The 15,575-nt window shown below is 66.9% G+C and carries 15 protein-coding genes; 1 reads left to right on the top strand and 14 read right to left on the bottom strand.

Features of this window, described 5'->3' with window-relative positions:
- Positions 1 to 13: 13 nt before the first annotated feature.
- The 14 genes from pknB to rfbB all read right to left on the bottom strand — a co-directional run bounded on the left by pknB (position 14) and on the right by rfbB (position 14,609).
- On the bottom strand, positions 14 to 1,906 hold the full coding sequence (gene pknB / locus E0E30_RS11735) for a Stk1 family PASTA domain-containing Ser/Thr kinase (protein ID WP_130866430.1): 1,893 nt from the start codon (positions 1,904 to 1,906) through the stop codon (positions 14 to 16).
- Between the two features lie 96 nt (positions 1,907 to 2,002).
- Positions 2,003 to 3,430 carry a peptidoglycan D,D-transpeptidase FtsI family protein gene (locus E0E30_RS11730; RefSeq protein WP_130866429.1) on the bottom strand — a complete coding sequence of 476 codons (1,428 nt, stop codon included), beginning with the start codon at positions 3,428 to 3,430 and terminating at the stop codon, positions 2,003 to 2,005.
- On the bottom strand, positions 3,427 to 4,779 hold the full coding sequence (locus E0E30_RS11725) for an FtsW/RodA/SpoVE family cell cycle protein (protein ID WP_130866428.1): 1,353 nt from the start codon (positions 4,777 to 4,779) through the stop codon (positions 3,427 to 3,429). The genes E0E30_RS11730 and E0E30_RS11725 overlap by 4 nt, the downstream gene beginning before the upstream one ends.
- Positions 4,776 to 6,245 carry a protein phosphatase 2C domain-containing protein gene (locus E0E30_RS11720; RefSeq protein ID WP_130866427.1) on the bottom strand — a complete coding sequence of 490 codons (1,470 nt, stop codon included), beginning with the start codon at positions 6,243 to 6,245 and terminating at the stop codon, positions 4,776 to 4,778. Before E0E30_RS11720 ends, E0E30_RS11725 begins: the two co-directional genes overlap by 4 nt.
- Before the next feature lies 1 nt (position 6,246).
- Positions 6,247 to 6,720, bottom strand: coding sequence for an FHA domain-containing protein FhaB/FipA (locus tag E0E30_RS11715; RefSeq protein ID WP_130866426.1), 474 nt, complete (start codon positions 6,718 to 6,720; stop codon positions 6,247 to 6,249).
- A gap of 1 nt (position 6,721) precedes the next feature.
- The gene (locus tag E0E30_RS11710) at positions 6,722 to 7,417 is read right to left on the bottom strand and encodes an FhaA domain-containing protein (RefSeq protein WP_130866425.1); all 696 of its coding nucleotides are present in this window, start codon (positions 7,415 to 7,417) and stop codon (positions 6,722 to 6,724) included.
- A gap of 131 nt (positions 7,418 to 7,548) precedes the next feature.
- Positions 7,549 to 8,538, bottom strand: a complete 990-nt coding sequence (locus E0E30_RS11705; RefSeq protein ID WP_130866424.1) for a hypothetical protein — start codon at positions 8,536 to 8,538, stop codon at positions 7,549 to 7,551.
- Complete coding sequence (locus E0E30_RS11700; RefSeq protein ID WP_245306599.1) at positions 8,535 to 9,095, bottom strand: arsenate reductase/protein-tyrosine-phosphatase family protein; 561 nt, start codon at positions 9,093 to 9,095, stop codon at positions 8,535 to 8,537. The genes E0E30_RS11705 and E0E30_RS11700 overlap by 4 nt, the downstream gene beginning before the upstream one ends.
- Complete coding sequence (locus tag E0E30_RS11695; RefSeq protein ID WP_130866422.1) at positions 9,088 to 9,366, bottom strand: PqqD family protein; 279 nt, start codon at positions 9,364 to 9,366, stop codon at positions 9,088 to 9,090. Before E0E30_RS11695 ends, E0E30_RS11700 begins: the two co-directional genes overlap by 8 nt.
- A complete protein-coding gene (locus tag E0E30_RS11690) occupies positions 9,363 to 10,292 on the bottom strand; it encodes a nucleotidyltransferase family protein (RefSeq protein ID WP_130866421.1) in 930 nt (309 codons plus the stop codon). Before E0E30_RS11690 ends, E0E30_RS11695 begins: the two co-directional genes overlap by 4 nt.
- Before the next feature lie 78 nt (positions 10,293 to 10,370).
- On the bottom strand, positions 10,371 to 10,880 hold the full coding sequence (locus tag E0E30_RS13710) for an alpha-1,2-fucosyltransferase (RefSeq protein ID WP_245306685.1): 510 nt from the start codon (positions 10,878 to 10,880) through the stop codon (positions 10,371 to 10,373).
- A gap of 605 nt (positions 10,881 to 11,485) precedes the next feature.
- On the bottom strand, positions 11,486 to 12,208 hold the full coding sequence (locus E0E30_RS11680) for a hypothetical protein (protein WP_130866419.1): 723 nt from the start codon (positions 12,206 to 12,208) through the stop codon (positions 11,486 to 11,488).
- Positions 12,205 to 13,611, bottom strand: a complete 1,407-nt coding sequence (locus tag E0E30_RS11675; protein ID WP_130866418.1) for a sugar nucleotide-binding protein — start codon at positions 13,609 to 13,611, stop codon at positions 12,205 to 12,207. Before E0E30_RS11675 ends, E0E30_RS11680 begins: the two co-directional genes overlap by 4 nt.
- Positions 13,611 to 14,609, bottom strand: coding sequence for a dTDP-glucose 4,6-dehydratase (gene rfbB / locus E0E30_RS11670; RefSeq protein ID WP_130866417.1), 999 nt, complete (start codon positions 14,607 to 14,609; stop codon positions 13,611 to 13,613). The genes E0E30_RS11675 and rfbB overlap by 1 nt, the downstream gene beginning before the upstream one ends.
- A gap of 53 nt (positions 14,610 to 14,662) precedes the next feature.
- Between rfbB and rfbA the strand changes: the two genes are divergently transcribed.
- Positions 14,663 to 15,547 (top strand): glucose-1-phosphate thymidylyltransferase RfbA, encoded by an 885-nt coding sequence (gene rfbA, locus E0E30_RS11665; RefSeq protein WP_130866416.1) that lies wholly within the window; start codon positions 14,663 to 14,665, stop codon positions 15,545 to 15,547.
- Positions 15,548 to 15,575: the final 28 nt, after the last annotated feature.

Below are 15,575 nucleotides of genomic sequence, written 5' to 3'. Positions count from 1 at the left end.
TCTTCGCACCCAGTCAGCGCGGGGTGGCCGAGGCCGAGTTCGACGGTCCCAGCGCCGGGGCGCTGGAGGACTCCGACGGTGACGCCGACGCGGACGGCGTCTCCCGGATGGTCGTCGTCGTGGTCGTCGTCGTGGTCGTCTGCCGAGTCGTCAGCGAGATCGTCGTGCCACGGGTGGCGATCGTCGAGGCCGACGGGTACTGGGCGGTGACGAGATCGTCGGAGTTCGCCCCGGCGGCGTCGATCTTGAACCCGGCCGCCTGGGCCTCCTGCTCGGCGGCCTTGACCGTCTGGCCGGTGAGGTCGGGGACGATCGAGGTTCCCGTGGCGATGGTGAGGGTCACGGTCGTGCCGTCGTCCACCGTCGAGCCGGCGTCGGGAGAGACGGCGGTCACCTCGCCCTTCTTCGCCGTGGTCGACTCGGTCTTGGGGTCGTCGGCCTTCGTCGTGATCGCGGAGTCGGCGAACCCGGCCTGCTTGAGGGCCTCCTTGGCCTTGGCCTCGGTCATCCCGACGATGCCGGACGGGATGGTGAGTTGCTTGGGGCCGTCATTGACGGTGATCGTCACGGTGGACCCCTTGGCCACCGAGGAGCCGGCCACCGGGCTCTGCGAGACGACCTGATTGGCGGTGTCCGCGGCCTGGCGGACGTGGACGACCTTGGTGCGCAGTCCGTAGTTCTCGAGGGTCGACGTCGCGCCGTCGGCGCTGAGCCCCTTGACGGCGGGCACCTTGACCATCTGGACGGTCGACGAGGGCGCCGACGGGTTGGCGTCGACGACGCGGTAGACGCCGTAGCCGAGCAGTGACAGGACCAGGAGCGCCAGCACGATCCACAGCACCAGGAATCGACGCCGGCGCGGGCGCTCGGGTTCCGTCTCGCCGGCTTCGTCCGGGGCGGTCCGGGCTGGGCTGTCACTGGTGGTGGCGGTGCGGGTCGGTGTGTTCTGCGCCGGGTTCGACGCGGCCGCCACCGCCGAGGTCGCCGGAATGAGCCGGGTGCTCTCCTCGTCGCTGTTCGGCCCCACCTCGGAGCGCTCGAGCAGGGCCAGGGGCTGTTGGCCCGACAGGACGCGGGAGATGTCGTCGCGCATGTCCTTGGCGGTGCGGTAGCGATCGTCGGGACTCTTGGCCAGGGCCTTGAGGGTGATCGCGTCCATGGCCGGGGTGATCTCGGCGTCCAGGCTCGACGGCGGCGCCGGGATCTCTCGGACGTGCTGGTAGGCCACCGAGACCGGCGAGTCGCCGATGAACGGTGGACGGCCGCACAGCAGTTCGTACAGGAGGCAGCCGGTGGCGTAGATGTCGGCACGGTTGTCGACGGTCTCGCCTCGCGCCTGCTCGGGCGACAGGTACTGGGCGGTTCCGATGACGGCGGCCGTCTGGGTCATCGTGGCGGACGTGTCGGCGACGGCCCGGGCGATGCCGAAGTCCATGACCTTGACGGTGCCGTCGTGGGTGAGCATGACGTTGGCCGGCTTGATGTCGCGGTGGATGATCCCTGCGGCATGGGAGTACGCGAGGGCGTCGAGGACCCCCTCGGTGAACTCGAGCGCCCGACGCGGCAGGATCTTGCGGCCGTCGTGCAGCACCTCGCGCAGGGTGTGCCCCTCGACGAGCTCCATGACGATGTACGGCACCGGCAGTTTCGTCGTCGGGTCAGTCGTCTCCCCGGTGTCGTAGACCGAGACGATGTTCGGGTGGTTGAGCCCGGCGGCTGACTGCGCCTCGCGCTGGAATCTCGCCTGGAAGGTGTCGTCGCTGGCCAGATCGACCCGCAGCCGCTTGACGGCGACGTCGCGTCCCAGGCGGTGGTCGCGGGCCTTCCACACCTCGGCCATGCCACCGCGTCCGATGACGCTGAGAAGTTCGTAACGGCCCCCGAGCCAGGTGGCGGAATCACTCATCGAGGGGCTCCTTCGTGGGTCGTGCGGGTCGTCGGGTCGGTCTGCTGGGGTCCGTTGGGGTCTGCTGGGCAGTGGTGCGGGATGGTGTCGTGGTCTTCATCTCATCGCCTCGATGACGTCCTTGGCGATGGGGGCGGCGAGCCGTCCACCGGCGATCTCGCTGCGTGCGGTGTCGGAGGACTCGATGAACACGGCGACGGCCACATGGGGATTGTCCGACCAGGCGACGAACCACGCGTACGGGGGTCGGTCCTTGGATGTCTGGGCGGTGCCGGTCTTGCCGCCGATGGTGACCCCGTCGATCTGCGCCGCGGTGCCGGTTCCGTTCTGGACGACCGAGACCATCATCTTCTGGAGTTCCTGGGCGGACTGACTCGTCATGGGACGGGAGAGCTCGGTGGCCTGGTGACGCCACACCGTCTGCAGGTTCGCCGCGCGCACCGAGCCGGTGAGATAGGGCTGCATGAGGACGCCGTCGTTGGCGATGGCCCCGGCGACCATGGCCATCTGGAGCGGGGAGGCGGCCACGTCGTACTGTCCGATCGAGCTCATCGCCAGTTGTGGTGTGTTGAGGTCGGCCGGGAAGCGTGAGGCGACCATGGAGACGTCGGAGTTGGCCGTCGTCCCGAACCCGAACTTGGCGGCCTGCTCACGCAACTTGTCCTGGCCCAGGGCGACGCCGATCTTGGCGAAGGCCGTGTTGCACGAGACGTCGAGGGCCTGGTTCAGCGTGACCTTCGTGCCGCCGCAGTCGGTCTCGTTGGTGAGCGCGGTCGTCGTCTGCGGCAGGGTCCACGAGGACGGGGAGTCCACCTTGGTGTCGGGCGAGTACCCGTTCTGGAGGGCTGCCGCCGCGGTGACGAGCTTGAAGGTCGAGCCGGGCGGGTAGATCTCGCGGGTCGCGCGGTTCGCCAGCGGGTTCGAGGAGTCCTTGAGCAGGGCTGCCCAGGTCTTCTGCGACGCCTTGAGGTCGTGGGTGGCCAGGGCGTTGGGGTCGTACGACGGGTTCGACGCCATGGCCAGAACCGCGCCGGTCGTGTAGTCCAGGGCGACGACGGCGCCGGTCTTGCCCTGCAGCCCGTTCCAGGCGGCGTCCTGGGCCTTGGCATTGAGGGTCGTCAGCAGCGATCCGCCCTGGGGCTTGCGGCCGGACAGGGTCCCGGTGATCCGCGAGAGGAACTGGGAGTCCGAGGTGCCGGTGAGCTGCGGGTTCTGGGTCTGTTCGAGCATCGTCCGGCCGTAGTAGTACGCGTAGTACCCGGTGACGGGGGCGTACTCGGCGCCCTTCGGGTAGGTGCGCTGGTACTTGAACTGGCCGGTCGAGGGGACGGTCCGCGCGATGGCCGTGGACCCGACGAGGATGTCGCCGCGATTCTGCGAGAACTCGGCATCGCGCACCCGTTGGTTCCGCGAGTCGTTGTTGAGGGTGGCCTGGCGGAAGGCCGCCGAATACGTGACGTTGGCCAGGAGGGCGAAGAACATGAGCGCGGCGAGCACCGAGAGGGCGCGGATGGGCTTGTTCACCGGTCACCTCCGTCGGCGGGGACGGTCTGTCCATCGGGGCGTCGCGACTGGTGGCTGATCGCCATGACGATGCCGATGATGACCCAGTTCGCGATGAGGGAGGAACCTCCCTGACTCATGAACGGCGTCGTCAGACCCGTGAGGGGGAGGAGTCGTGTCACCCCGCCGATGATGGCGAAGACCTGCAGGGCGAAGACGAGGGAGAGCCCGGCCGCCAGCAGCTTGCCGAAGTCGTCACGGCAGGCCAGGGCTGCGCGCAGACCGCGGGCGACGAGGATGGCGTACAGGAGGATGATGCCGATGAGTCCCGTGACGCCGAGCTCCTCGCCGATCGACGAGGCGATGAAGTCGCTCCAGGACAGGGAGACCAGGCCCGGTCGGCCCAGCCCCCAGCCTCGCCCGGCGAGCCCGCCCCAGGCCATGCCGTACTGGGCCTGGATGACCTGGCGGTTCTGGTCGAAGTGGTCGAAGGGATGCAGCCAGGCGTCGACGCGCACCCGCACGTGGCCGACGAAGGTCATGGCCGCCCAGGCGCCCACCGCGAAGCTCAGGCCGCCGAGGATGACCCAGCCGATCCGCCCGGTCGCGACGTAGAGCATGACGACGAACATGCCGAAGAAGAGCATGCCGGTGCCCAGGTCGTTCTCGTAGACGATGACGAGCATCGACGCGATCCACATGACGGCGATGGGGCCCAGGTCACGGGCACGCGGGAAGGTGATCCCGAGCAGTCGGCGTCCGGCCGCCGACAGGACGTCCCGTTTGTCGACGAGGTAGGCGGCGAAGGCGACGACGAGCAGCACCTTGGCGATCTCGGCCGGTTGGAAGGTGTAATGGCCGATGTGGATCCAGATCCGCGAGCCCAGGGTCTCCATGCCCAATTTGGGGACCAGGGGCAGGAGCAGCAGCACGAGACCGACGATGAAGAGGATGTACGGGAACCGCTGCATCCTGCGGTAGTCGCGCAGCAGCGTCACCGTGAGCGCCCACAGGATGATGCCACCGAGGGTCCAGATGAGCTGGGTCTCGACCCGGTGCCTCGCCGGGTCGTGGACGAGGTCGATGCGGTGGATCATCGCCAGCCCGATGCCGTTGAGGGCGACGACGACCGGCAGGATGACCGGATCGGCCCAGGGCAGGGCGAAACGCACGACGAGGTGGCAGACGACCAGCACTGCCAGCGTGACGCCGCCGACGAGATGCCAGCGGGACGGCACCGTGCCGTGGATGTTGAGTTCGGTGAGGAGGTAGCCGCCGAAGCCCAGTGACCAGGCGACGAGGAGCAGGAAGAGTTCGGTCCAGCGGCGCTTGGGCTGGACGATGACGGTGTCGGGGACGGCGGTGCTCATGAGCAGTCAGCCGCCTCGACGCTCGGAAGCCGAACCTCCGGGGAGGCGGTGGCGGTGGGGGTGACGTGGGACGGGGTGGTGGATGCCGAGGGGCTCGGGGTGCCGGACGCGCGGGCGGTTCCCGAGCGGGAGACGGTCGGGGTCGACGATGGGCTCGGGGTCGTCGGCCCCGCCGTCGGGGAGACCGGTGCGGACGGCGTCGGGGAGGCGGAGGTGCTGGCCCGCGCGGCCCGCACCGCGCGGCACCGATCGGCTCCCTTGCGCAGCTCGTCGATCGTCGCCTGACCTGACTGCACGGACGAGACCGTGATCGTCGAGGTCACTCGCGAGCGGTAGTAGGTCGGCAGGTCGGCGACGCGGACGTCGCTCGTCTGGACGACGTGGTGCAGGTCGATTCCCGGCAGGTCGTCGGACACCCCTTGGAAGATCGCGACGGTCGGACCGTTCGCGCCGACGTAGTACTGCGTCGCCAAGTAGGCGCGGCCGCCGAGGATCCCGGCCACTGCCAGGATGATGAGCCCGGTCAGACCCAGCAGCCAGGGGCGGACCCGACGTCGCGACCTGGAGTCGATGGGGGCATACCTCATCGACTCCTCGGCCTCGGAGTCGAAGAGCACCTGTCGGGGTTCCTCCTCGGGACGCCAGTCCTCCTCGGGAAGGGGGATCTGGGCGGTGACCTCGTGCTCGGGGATCCGCGTCGTCGCGGCTGCACCGATGATGGTTCCCGCAGCGGCGTCGAGCGCCGGTGACTGAGGCACCACCTGGGCCAGGACGACGGTGATGTTGTCCGTGCCGCCTGCTGCGTGGGCCCGTGCGACGAGGGTCGACATGACCTCGTCCAGGTCGGGGAGGTTCATCGACCGGGCGATGGTGAGATCGTCGACGAGACCGCACAGGCCGTCGGAGCAGAAGAGGATGCGGTCGCCGACCTCGACGTCGACGATCGACGTGTCGGGGGAGTGCTGGGTCTGCCCGTTGAGCACCTTGAGCAGCAGGGAGCGGTGTGGGTGGACGGCCGCCTGCTCGGGCGTGATCCGGCCCTCGTCGATGAGCGACTGCACCCACGAGTGGTCGTGGGTGAGGCGGGTGAGCTTGTCGGCACGCAGCAGGTAGGCGCGTGAGTCGCCGATGTGGACGACGCCCAGCTGGGTGCCCGAGAACATCGCCCCGCAGAAGGTCGTGCCCATCCCGTCGAGGCTGTGGTCCCAGGCGACGAGGTCGGCGAGTTCGTCATTGGCCGACGAGACGGCTCCCGCCAGGGTCTCGAGCATGTCCTCGCCCTCGCGGTGCGCGTCGGCGCGGGCTACGTGGTGGACGGCGACCGTCGAGGCGAGGTCGCCGGCCGCGGCTCCGCCCATGCCGTCCGCGACGACGAGCATGGTCGGCGAGACGTACCCCGAGTCCTGGTTGTTCTTGCGGACCAGTCCGACCTCGGAGTGACTACGGGTGTCGAGGGAGAACGTCATGTCACTCCCGACCCGTCATGACCATGACGGTTCGACCGATGCGCACCTCGTCCCCGACGCCCAGGCGGGTCGGCTCCTCGATGGCGGTCCCATTGACGTAGGTGCCGTTGGTCGAGGCGAGGTCCTCGACGAACCAGGCGCCGTCGACTCCCTGGGTGAGCTCGGCATGATGGGTCGAGGCGTAGTCGTCGTCGATGACGATGGTGGCGTCCCCGCCACGGCCCACGATGATCCGACCCTCCAAGGGGACGACGAGCCCCGCCCGGCTGCCCGAGATGACCCTCAGCGTGCGGGGCTCCTCGGGACGACCACGGCCGGACCGGCGCGACGGAGCGGGGGCCCCGCCGGGAGCGGCGGCGCGCGCCACCCGATGTCCGAAGATGTCGGACCGGATGGTGTTTCCGATGACGAGGATGAAGATCCACAGGACGGCCAGGTAGGCGATCCTCAGGACGGCGACGAGGAACTCGCTCACGTCACAGTCCCGTCGGTGAGTGGACGAGCATGCGTGTCGACCCGACCTCGATGCGTGACCCGTCCTCCAGGTGGGCGGTCCGAACCTTGACGCCGTCGACCGTGACGCCGTTCGTCGACCCCATGTCCTCGATGGACACCCCGACGCCCTCGTCCTGGGGCCACACATGGATCCGGGCGTGCAGCCGGGAGATGCCGGGGTCGTTGATCCGCAGGTCGGCCTCGGACCCACGACCGATGACCAGGCCGGGCGGGGTGAGGGGGTGGCGGACGCCGTTGACCTCGAGGACGAGCTGGGCGGGCCGCACCTGGGTGCTGGCCACGTCCTCGTCGTCGGAGCCGCTCGTCACGGTGAACCGGCCCGTCGGCAGGGTCTCGTCGAGGTCGTAGCGGATGTGGATGGGGCCGTTGAAGACGTAGCGACGCTCGGTGGCGTGGTCACGCAGGGCCGGGACGATCTCGGCGTTGAGGGTCTTGGTGTACGGCACGAGGTGCTCGTAGTCGTGCGAGGACAGTCGGACGACGAAGTCGTTGGGCACGAGTCTCTTGTCGCGGGTGAGGATCTGGGCCTCGGAATCGAGTTCGCGCTGCAGGCGTCCGGCGATCTCGACGGGTTCGACCTCGCCCTTGAAGGCGCGGGCGAAGACACCGTTGACCGCTCCTTCGATGGACTTCTCGACCCTGTCCAGGAATCCCACGGGTCCCCCTCTCGGCGCTCCTCGGGCGTGTGCGACGTGCGGCGCCTCGGTGACGCCACCCGTGCGAGTCTACCGAGCCGCGTCGGCAAGGCCCACCATGCGCGGGAAGCGCGTGGCGCAGGTCGAGGGTTTCAGGGATTGAGGGGGAGCGCTCGGAGGGTGGCGATGTCGTCCTCGAGGTGACTTGTGGGCAGATCAAGGTCATGGGCGATGTCCAGGAGCCGATAGCGCCAGTCCGTGTGCTCCCTCGCGTGCGCCTTGATCCGTCCGGCAAGCTCCGGCGTCCACCCGTCCAAGGCCGTGTGGAGGCGGGAGAGGGAGGCCTCGACGTTCAAGGGATTGAGGTCGATCCGGGCGAAGTCCGGCACCTGATGTCTGGCCGGTGCGGTGTCCGGTACGACCCCGGCACACAGGCAGCCATGCGCCAGGGCATCGGTCCAGCGGCCGGTGAGGTATTCGACGGTCTTGCTCGTGTAGTCGGCAGGGCTGACGAGATTCGAGAAGGCGACGATGACCTTCGACCGTGACAATTGGGCATGCAGTGACAAGGGCCCGACTGCGGGACGACCGTGATATCCGATGCCAGCAAGTTGCATGTGCTCGCGCACGATGGCGTCATCGTCCCATGCATGTGGTTGGCGTCCGACTCGAAGGACGTCCCAGTCCTTCCCGCGGTCCATGTGGGCCGCGGACAAGCAGTCGGCGCCCCACTCGAGGGTGCGCACATCGGTGACGCCACGTTGGGACCACATCTTGGCATCGGCCGAGTCAGTGACATACATCCAATCGAACGTTCGGGCTTGCTTGGCGGCATGTGGAATCTGGTCAAACTGGAACGAGTCAATGACCCAGCCTGCAACCCGGTCGTAGGCGTACCGAAGTGACGGAATCACGGCGTGGTTGAGCTGGCCTGGCATCGGTGCCAGCACGAGAAGATCGCGACCTCGGGCATGTCGTCGTGGGATGAGGGACATCAGCGCGTAGGACCTGTTTGCCCCAGTATGATACTCAATATAATGATGGATTCCGTGGAAATATCGCGTCGTGAGCTCAGTAAGCCGGTCAATCGGTCCCCACCCCGGCCCGCCGCCAGCGGGTACGAGCACGTCGAGCGTCGTCATCTGCGACCTTCATTCGTGGAGTTGGGCGTCAGCGCCACGTGGATGTCGGTGAGGTAGTGGTCGAGGAGATCGGCGCATCGCCGGGCGGCGGCCTCGCCCTTGAGATAGGGGTCCTCAATGTCCGGGGCGATGCCGGCGGCGCCACGATTGGCGAAGGCGACCCGGATGACCTCGGCGGGCGGCATGGAGTGGTCCTCGGTGGTCATGATCGTCGCAGCCGCGGCGAACTGCGGCAGCGTGAAGGTTCGCGTGATCGTCTCGGGCCACTCAAGGATGATGCGGTCGCGCTGGTCGATCGTCATGGCGAGAATGAGGTCGGCGTCGCGCAGGGAGCGCACCGTGGTGGGCGCCGAGTACCCGACCCTGATGCGTGGCTGCCGGGCCTTGAGCTGGTTGAGCATCTCGGGATACATCGAGCGTCCCGTCGTCGCCTGGATGCCGGAGCTCGAGAACTCGAAGAGGTCGGGTTCGAAGAGGTACCGGGCTCGCGCCTCGCAGTAGGGGGATCGACAGATGTTCGCGGTGCACACGAAGTGGATGCGGGTTCGATCAGTCATCGGGTCTCCCTGGGTCATGGACGACGATGCCGAGGTCGAGAAGCCGCTGCAGGTAGGTGCGGACGTCGGGGCCCACGTCCTCGACCGTGAGCCCGGTGGCCGCGGACACACGGGCGACGACGTCCGACCCGGAATCCGACTGTGTCAGGGCTTCCCAGATGACGGCGGCGCTGTCATGAAGATGATAGATGAGCGTGTCGGGACTGGTCGCGACGACATACCCGGAACCGTCCTCGGTCCACGCGATCATCGGGCCCGGGTGCCAGCTCATCGGGACCTCCTTCCCGACCAATGACGGACCCGACGGCCAATGATTCGCGACAGTTCATCGACGGCGCGATTCGTTCTGCGTACGTAGCCACGGAGGATGTCGCCCCGAGTGAGGTCGTGACCCAGGTCCATCCTCAGGTGCGGCTGGTTGAGGCGCAGCGAGTGCAGGGCGACCCGAGCCGCCTCCCGCCGGTTCGGGGCGGCCTTGATCCGGGCACGCCACTCGCGGATGCGGCTCGTGTCGCCGGTGGAGAACTGGCGCCACAGGTCGTAGGTGCGGGCGTCCCGGTGCTCCTCGAGGGTGCCGATGGCGGCAGCCAGGCCGACCTCGGCGTCCATCTCGCGAGCGAGCCGCCGGACACGGTCGCGTTCGGCGGCCGTCGCCTCGTCCCAGCACCGCACCTTGTCGGGGTGTCGTGGACTGCCGGAGCGGGCGGCGTGCAGCAGGAGGACGAGGCGTTGCACGTCGACGCTGGGGACGGTGCACGCGACGTGGGCGATCGGGGTCGTGTGACGTGAGGTCCACATGGCCGTGAACGCCTGTTCCGCGGGCATCTCGATACCTGGGAAGCGTCGATGAAGATCGATGTACCCGAGCAGGTCGTGCCAGTAGTTCGCGGCGTGCCCGAAAGGGGAGCCGTCGTCGAAGTCGGCGACCAGCCGCCATCCGTGGTGGAGCAGACAGCGCTGGAAGAGTTCGACCTGCGCCGGGCGCACGACGACGTCGGCGTCGGTGGAGTGGCGGGGGATGGGGACGTCGGAGCCATCCACCTCACGGTGTTGCAGGAGTGCCGTGTCGACGGCCGGTCCCTTGACGAAGAGGATGTCGATGCCGGCGGCGTCGGCCATCTTCTGCAGGACGCCGTGAGTGAGCTGCACCCGGCACGTCAGCGGGACGTCAGCGGTCTGCACGACCTTCACCTCCATGTCGTCACCTGCCATGATGCGATGCGCGCACGCGCCCGACACTGGCGGCGCTCCAGTGCCGGGTCCGGATATCCCCGGCTACGAGTCCCAGCCACCCGGAATATTCTCGATGATTGTCCACCGCGGGTCAAGTTGCCCGGCGCTGGTACTTGCCGATTTTCGGGAGTGGAAGCGCGGTGCAATGACGGTGTCGAAGTTGGAATGAAGAATGTTGGATATATATGCACCCCAGTAGGAAAATGTTGAGTTAGCCAGGATGAGCCGGTTCGCGGTTGCGATTGCTGCGAGGTCAGTCAGGACTGTCCGTGACGTGCTCTCGTATGTGGTGGGTGCAATCTGATTGAGCCAGCCAAGGCGCAACTGGCACCATGGGATGTCGTCTGAGACGAGATGAATCGATGGGATGTCTTGTTGATCCAGGGCTCGTTGGATCGCAACCTTGATATACTCTTGGATATCGAAAGAGTACATCCCCCGATTGTATGGAACTGAGTAGTAGTCGCCGCGCCGCACATTGATGACCACTCGCTTCTCGTTGCGCGGAACTTGGGCCAAGGCGGCCGAGAATGGGATTGAGCGGAGGACCATCGTGCGAATGAAGGACTCGAGTTCTGCGCTAGTGAAATCGGATCCGAAGTCAGTCGGAAAGTATGTGAAGCGTTGGTCCGTGATTCGGAGTCGGTTGCGGGGCAGGGTCAACTCGCGCATCGTTGGGAACAAGCGCAGATTCCCCTCTGCAGACTCGCTTTCAAGTGCCCACGCGACTTTTCCATGGGACCGTTGCCGATGTGCCCACAACCAGAAATACATCCAGTTTCCCAGCCCGTAAGGCACGTCACGTACCCAGAGTACGGCTCGTCCATGGCGACGGAGTGGCGCCATCATCAATTTGCGGAGCGATGTCGTGTTCATCATCGTGATCCTATGTGGTTATTGGCGATCCACAAGCATTATGATATTCGCTTCCTCCATGCTTTCGAGCATTTGACGGAGAGCCTGGATAGTTGATTGACCCGCTGGTGGATCGACAATGTCCTCGATTTCAGTGCAGAGCAGCGAGAAGTCGATTCCATCGCCCACGAGGCTCCATATTGTTGATGGCAGCTCGCTGAGACGAATGAGATCATTTCCGATGAGGAGTAATACGCCATCGGGTGTCGAAAGCGAGTCGTCAATTCTTGCTCGTCGGACAATCATGGTCGACTTCCGATCCACTGATTGACCATTGGCATGAGATCCGCCGCTTCTGTATATGTCACTTTTGAAATCGATTGGAGATCGTGATACAGGTCCGCCAGCGTGTGGAGAGGGTGACCGAGTGCGGACAGCGACGACGATTGTCCGCAGATGAAGGTTACTGCATCCATGAGAGACTGCGGAGTGACGGACGCGTTCACCACTTGTTCTGACCGATCCAGGAGGAGGATCGCGGCCACGTGCGGCTCGGGGTGCGCTCGCACCAGGCCGAGCTCATCGGGCGAGATCTCATCCTTGCCGGCCTTCCCGGGGACTCGGAACGACAGCGGTTTGGGGTAGGGCAGGATGCGCCAAGTGCCGGGCTCGACGGCGACCGTCTCGTCGGTGAGGTAGCCGTAGCGTGTGCCCAGGAGTCTGGTGAGGGTCGTCTTGCCGGTGCCGCCGGGGGCGATGTACACGAGGCTGGCGCCCGTGTCGGGATTGCACACGGCCCCGGCGTGGAACATGAGGAGGTGGCCGATCTGCGTCGTGATGAAGGCGCGGGTGATCTCCTGGGTGAGCGACGACATCGAGCTCGTCGACGGCATGAGGACGTCATGGTCGCACGGGGTGTCGTCGGGCACGAGGCATCGACTCCAGGCCGTGCGCACGGCGTCGTGGTCGAGCCCGGTGCCGGACAGGTCGACCTCGATGACCGAGCCGAGGGCGGCAAGTTTCATCCCTGCTCCTGCTCGCTCAGCCACTGGTCGAGGTATTCACGCAGCCGGGTCGACGCTGGTGGGGGAGTGAACCCGGCAGCCTCGAGGCGGCTCAGGTCGAGGGTCGAGTGGACCGGGCGAGGCGACATCGTCCTGCCGGCGTAGTACTCCTGCGTGCTCACCGGCGTCACGGTACCCGGGGCCTGGACGAGGCGGAACACCTCGGTGGCGATGTCGTACCAGGACTGCGTGGGGCCCTCATTCGAGATGTTGTAGACGCCGTACGGCGCTTCGGTCCTCACGAGGTGGACGATGGCGGCGGCGATGTCGTCGGAGAAGGTGAGGCGGCCGAACTGGTCGTCGACGACGCTGGGGCTGACGCCGCGTCGGGCCAGCGCGGCCATCGTCGCGACGAAGTTCCGGCCCCGCCCGACGACCCAGGAGGTCCGCAGGATGTAGTGGCGGTTCCAGGTGGCGACGAGCTCGTCCGCCGCGGCCTTCGTCGTCCCGTAGACGCCGAGGGGGGCGAAGGGCTCCTCCTCGGTGTGGATCTCGCGGGTGCCGTCGAAGACGTAGTCGCTCGAGATGTGGACGAGGGTGAGTCGATGGCGGCGTGCGGCCTCGACGAGGTGACGCACTCCGGTGACGTTGATGGCCCAGGCCCTCGCCAGGTTGGCGGGGTCCTCGGCGGCGTCGACGGCGGTGAAGGCAGCGGCATTGATGAGGGTCTCGACGCCGTCCCAGTCATAGCCGTCGATGGTCTCGGGTCGGGTGAGGTCGATCTCGTCGTAGCCGGGGAACTCGGCGTCCGGCAGCAGTGGACGCAGGGAGGTGCCGAGCTGGCCCTCACAGCCGATGACGACGGTCCTGGCCGGCCGGAACGGCGTCACCTCGGTGAGCATGGGGTGGCTCCGATCCGCGGCCGACAGCTCGGCTCGCTCGAGTGGGATGGGCCAGTCGATGCCGAGCGCCGGGTCGGCCAGGTTGGCGAAGGTGTAGGACTCCTTGGCCTGGGGCGACCAGTGCTCGTTGACGAGGTAGGTGTACGTCGTCCCGTCCTCGAGGGCCTGGTACCCGTTGCCGACGCCGCGGGGGACGAAGACTGCGGTCTCCGGGCCCATCTCCACGGTGACGACCCGCCCGAAGCTCTGCCCGGCGCGCAGGTCGACCCAGGCCCCGAGGATGCGCCCGCAGGCCACCGAGACGAGCTTGTCCCAGGGCTCGGCGTGCATGCCGCGGGTGACGCCAGCCTGGTCGTTGTACGACATGTTGTTCTGCACCGGCGTGAAGTCGGGCAGGCCGAGGGCCGTCATCTTCTCGCGCTGCCAGTTCTCCTTGAACCAGCCGCGATGGTCGCCATGGAGGGGTAGGTGGAGGACGAGGAGCCCGGGAATGGAGGTGGTGTCGATGGACAGCTCGGCCATCACTGTCCCTTCCTGGCGTACTTGGCTTCCGTGGCCGACTTCTGCGGACGCCACCAGCTCTCGTGGTCGCGGTACCACCGGATCGTCACCTCCAGGCCGTCCCTGAAGTCGGTGTACCGAGGCTCCCACCCGAGCTCCTGGCGAAGCTTCGTGGAATCGATGGCGTAGCGCAGGTCGTGCCCGGCGCGGTCGGCGACGTGGTCGTAGGCATCGGTCGGCTGTCCCATGAGCTCGAGGATGAGCTCGATGACCTCCTGGTTGTTCTTCTCGCCGTCGGCGCCGATGAGGTAGGTCTCACCCGGCGTCCCGAACTCGAGGATCGTCCAGACCGCGCAGTTGTGGTCGTCGACGTGGATCCAGTCGCGCACATTGAGCCCGGCGCCATAGAGCTTGGGGCGGACGCCGTCGATGACATTGGTGATCTGGCGCGGAATGAACTTCTCGACGTGCTGACGTGGCCCGTAGTTGTTCGAGCAGTTCGAGATCGTCGCCTCGACGCCGAACGACCTCACCCAGGCGCGCACGAGCATGTCGGACGCCGCCTTCGACGCCGAGTACGGCGACGACGGGTTGTAGCGCGTCGTCGGCGTGAACCGCTCCGGGTCGTCGAGGTCCAGATCGCCATAGACCTCGTCGGTCGAGACGTGGTGAAGTCGGACGCCGTGCCTGCGCACGGCCTGGAGGATCGTGTACGTCCCCACGATGTTCGTCGTGATGAAGGGTTCGGGGCCCTCGAGGGAGTTGTCATTGTGCGATTCGGCCGCGAAGTGGACGACGGCGTCAGTCCGGGCGACGAGTTCGTCGACGAGGGCGGCGTCCCGGATGTCTCCGCGCACCAGCTGGAACCGGTGCTCGGGAAGGTCGGCCAGTGAGCCCTCGTTGGCCGCGTAGGTCATGGCGTCGAGCACGGTGACCGAGGCGTCGGTGTTGTCCAGGACCCAGTGGACGAAGTTGCTGCCGATGAAACCTGCGCCGCCGGTGACGAGAAGTGATCGCACGAGGTCAGTCTAAGGTGACCGGCGCAGTGCCGGGAATCTGAGACAATCGCGGCATGCGCGGAATCATTCTCGCCGGCGGAACGGGCTCGCGGCTGCATCCCATCACTCTCGGCACGAGCAAACAGCTCATGCCGGTCTACGACAAACCAATGATCTATTACCCGCTGACGACTCTCATCTTCGCCGGTATCCGCGACATCCTCGTCATCACGACCCCGCACGAGGCCGCCGCCTTCCATCATCTGCTCGGTGACGGATCCCAGTTCGGGGTGTCGATCTCCTTCGCCGTGCAGCCCGAGCCCAAGGGGCTCGCCCAGGCCTTCACCATCGGCGCCGACTTCGTCGGTGGGGAGCCGTCCTGCCTCATCCTCGGTGACAACATCTTCTCCGGCCCGGGGCTGGGGCGACGTCTGCTGGCGCGGGCCACCGATCTCGACGGAGCACTTGTCTTCGGGTACCAGGTCGCCGACCCCCGCGCCTATGGCGTCGTCGAGATCGACGATGATGGGTACGCGCTCTCCATCGAGGAGAAGCCGGAGCATCCCCGGTCGCACTGGGCGGTGCCCGGGCTGTACTTCTACGACGAGCAGGTCGTCGACATCGCGCGGTCGCTAGAGCCCTCGGCGCGGGGGGAGTACGAGATCACCGACATCAACCGGGTCTACCTGGACCGGCACGAACTGCAGGTCGAGAAGCTCCCGCGTGGCACGGCATGGCTCGACACCGGAACCTTCGACTCCCTCAACGACGCCGGCAACTTCGTGCGCGTCATCCAGGCCAGGCAGGGCCTGCAGGTGGGGTGCCCGGAGGAGGCGGCGTGGCGGCGGGGCTTCCTGTCCGACGAGGAGCTCGTCGACAGGGCGCAGGGGTTCCGCAAGTCGGGGTACGGGGACTATCTCCTCCGACTCGTGGAGTCCGAGGGGGACTCGTGGTCGTGACGGTTCGTTCCGCGTGGTGTAGCTGCCG

The organism is Acidipropionibacterium timonense, assembly GCF_900605005.1.
Classification (GTDB): Bacteria; Actinomycetota; Actinomycetes; order Propionibacteriales; family Propionibacteriaceae; genus Cutibacterium; species Cutibacterium timonense.
This window is presented reverse-complemented; position numbering and strand designations above follow the sequence as displayed.

What these genes read in the sequence shown, in the direction of transcription:
- rfbA (WP_130866416.1), top strand. Translation starts at nt 14,663, where the DNA reads ATGCGCGGAATCATTCTCGCCGGCGGAACGGGCTCGCGGCTGCATCCC.
- E0E30_RS11675 (WP_130866418.1), bottom strand. Translation starts at nt 13,611, where the DNA reads ATGGCCGAGCTGTCCATCGACACCACCTCCATTCCCGGGCTCCTCGTC.
- E0E30_RS11680 (WP_130866419.1), bottom strand. Translation starts at nt 12,208, where the DNA reads ATGAAACTTGCCGCCCTCGGCTCGGTCATCGAGGTCGACCTGTCCGGC.
- E0E30_RS11720 (WP_130866427.1), bottom strand. Translation starts at nt 6,245, where the DNA reads ATGACGTTCTCCCTCGACACCCGTAGTCACTCCGAGGTCGGACTGGTC.
- E0E30_RS11695 (WP_130866422.1), bottom strand. Translation starts at nt 9,366, where the DNA reads ATGAGCTGGCACCCGGGCCCGATGATCGCGTGGACCGAGGACGGTTCC.
- E0E30_RS11690 (WP_130866421.1), bottom strand. Translation starts at nt 10,292, where the DNA reads ATGGAGGTGAAGGTCGTGCAGACCGCTGACGTCCCGCTGACGTGCCGG.
- pknB (WP_130866430.1), bottom strand. Translation starts at nt 1,906, where the DNA reads ATGAGTGATTCCGCCACCTGGCTCGGGGGCCGTTACGAACTTCTCAGC.
- E0E30_RS13710 (WP_245306685.1), bottom strand. Translation starts at nt 10,880, where the DNA reads ATGGTCCTCCGCTCAATCCCATTCTCGGCCGCCTTGGCCCAAGTTCCG.
- E0E30_RS11705 (WP_130866424.1), bottom strand. Translation starts at nt 8,538, where the DNA reads ATGACGACGCTCGACGTGCTCGTACCCGCTGGCGGCGGGCCGGGGTGG.
- E0E30_RS11700 (WP_245306599.1), bottom strand. Translation starts at nt 9,095, where the DNA reads ATGACTGATCGAACCCGCATCCACTTCGTGTGCACCGCGAACATCTGT.
- E0E30_RS11725 (WP_130866428.1), bottom strand. Translation starts at nt 4,779, where the DNA reads ATGAGCACCGCCGTCCCCGACACCGTCATCGTCCAGCCCAAGCGCCGC.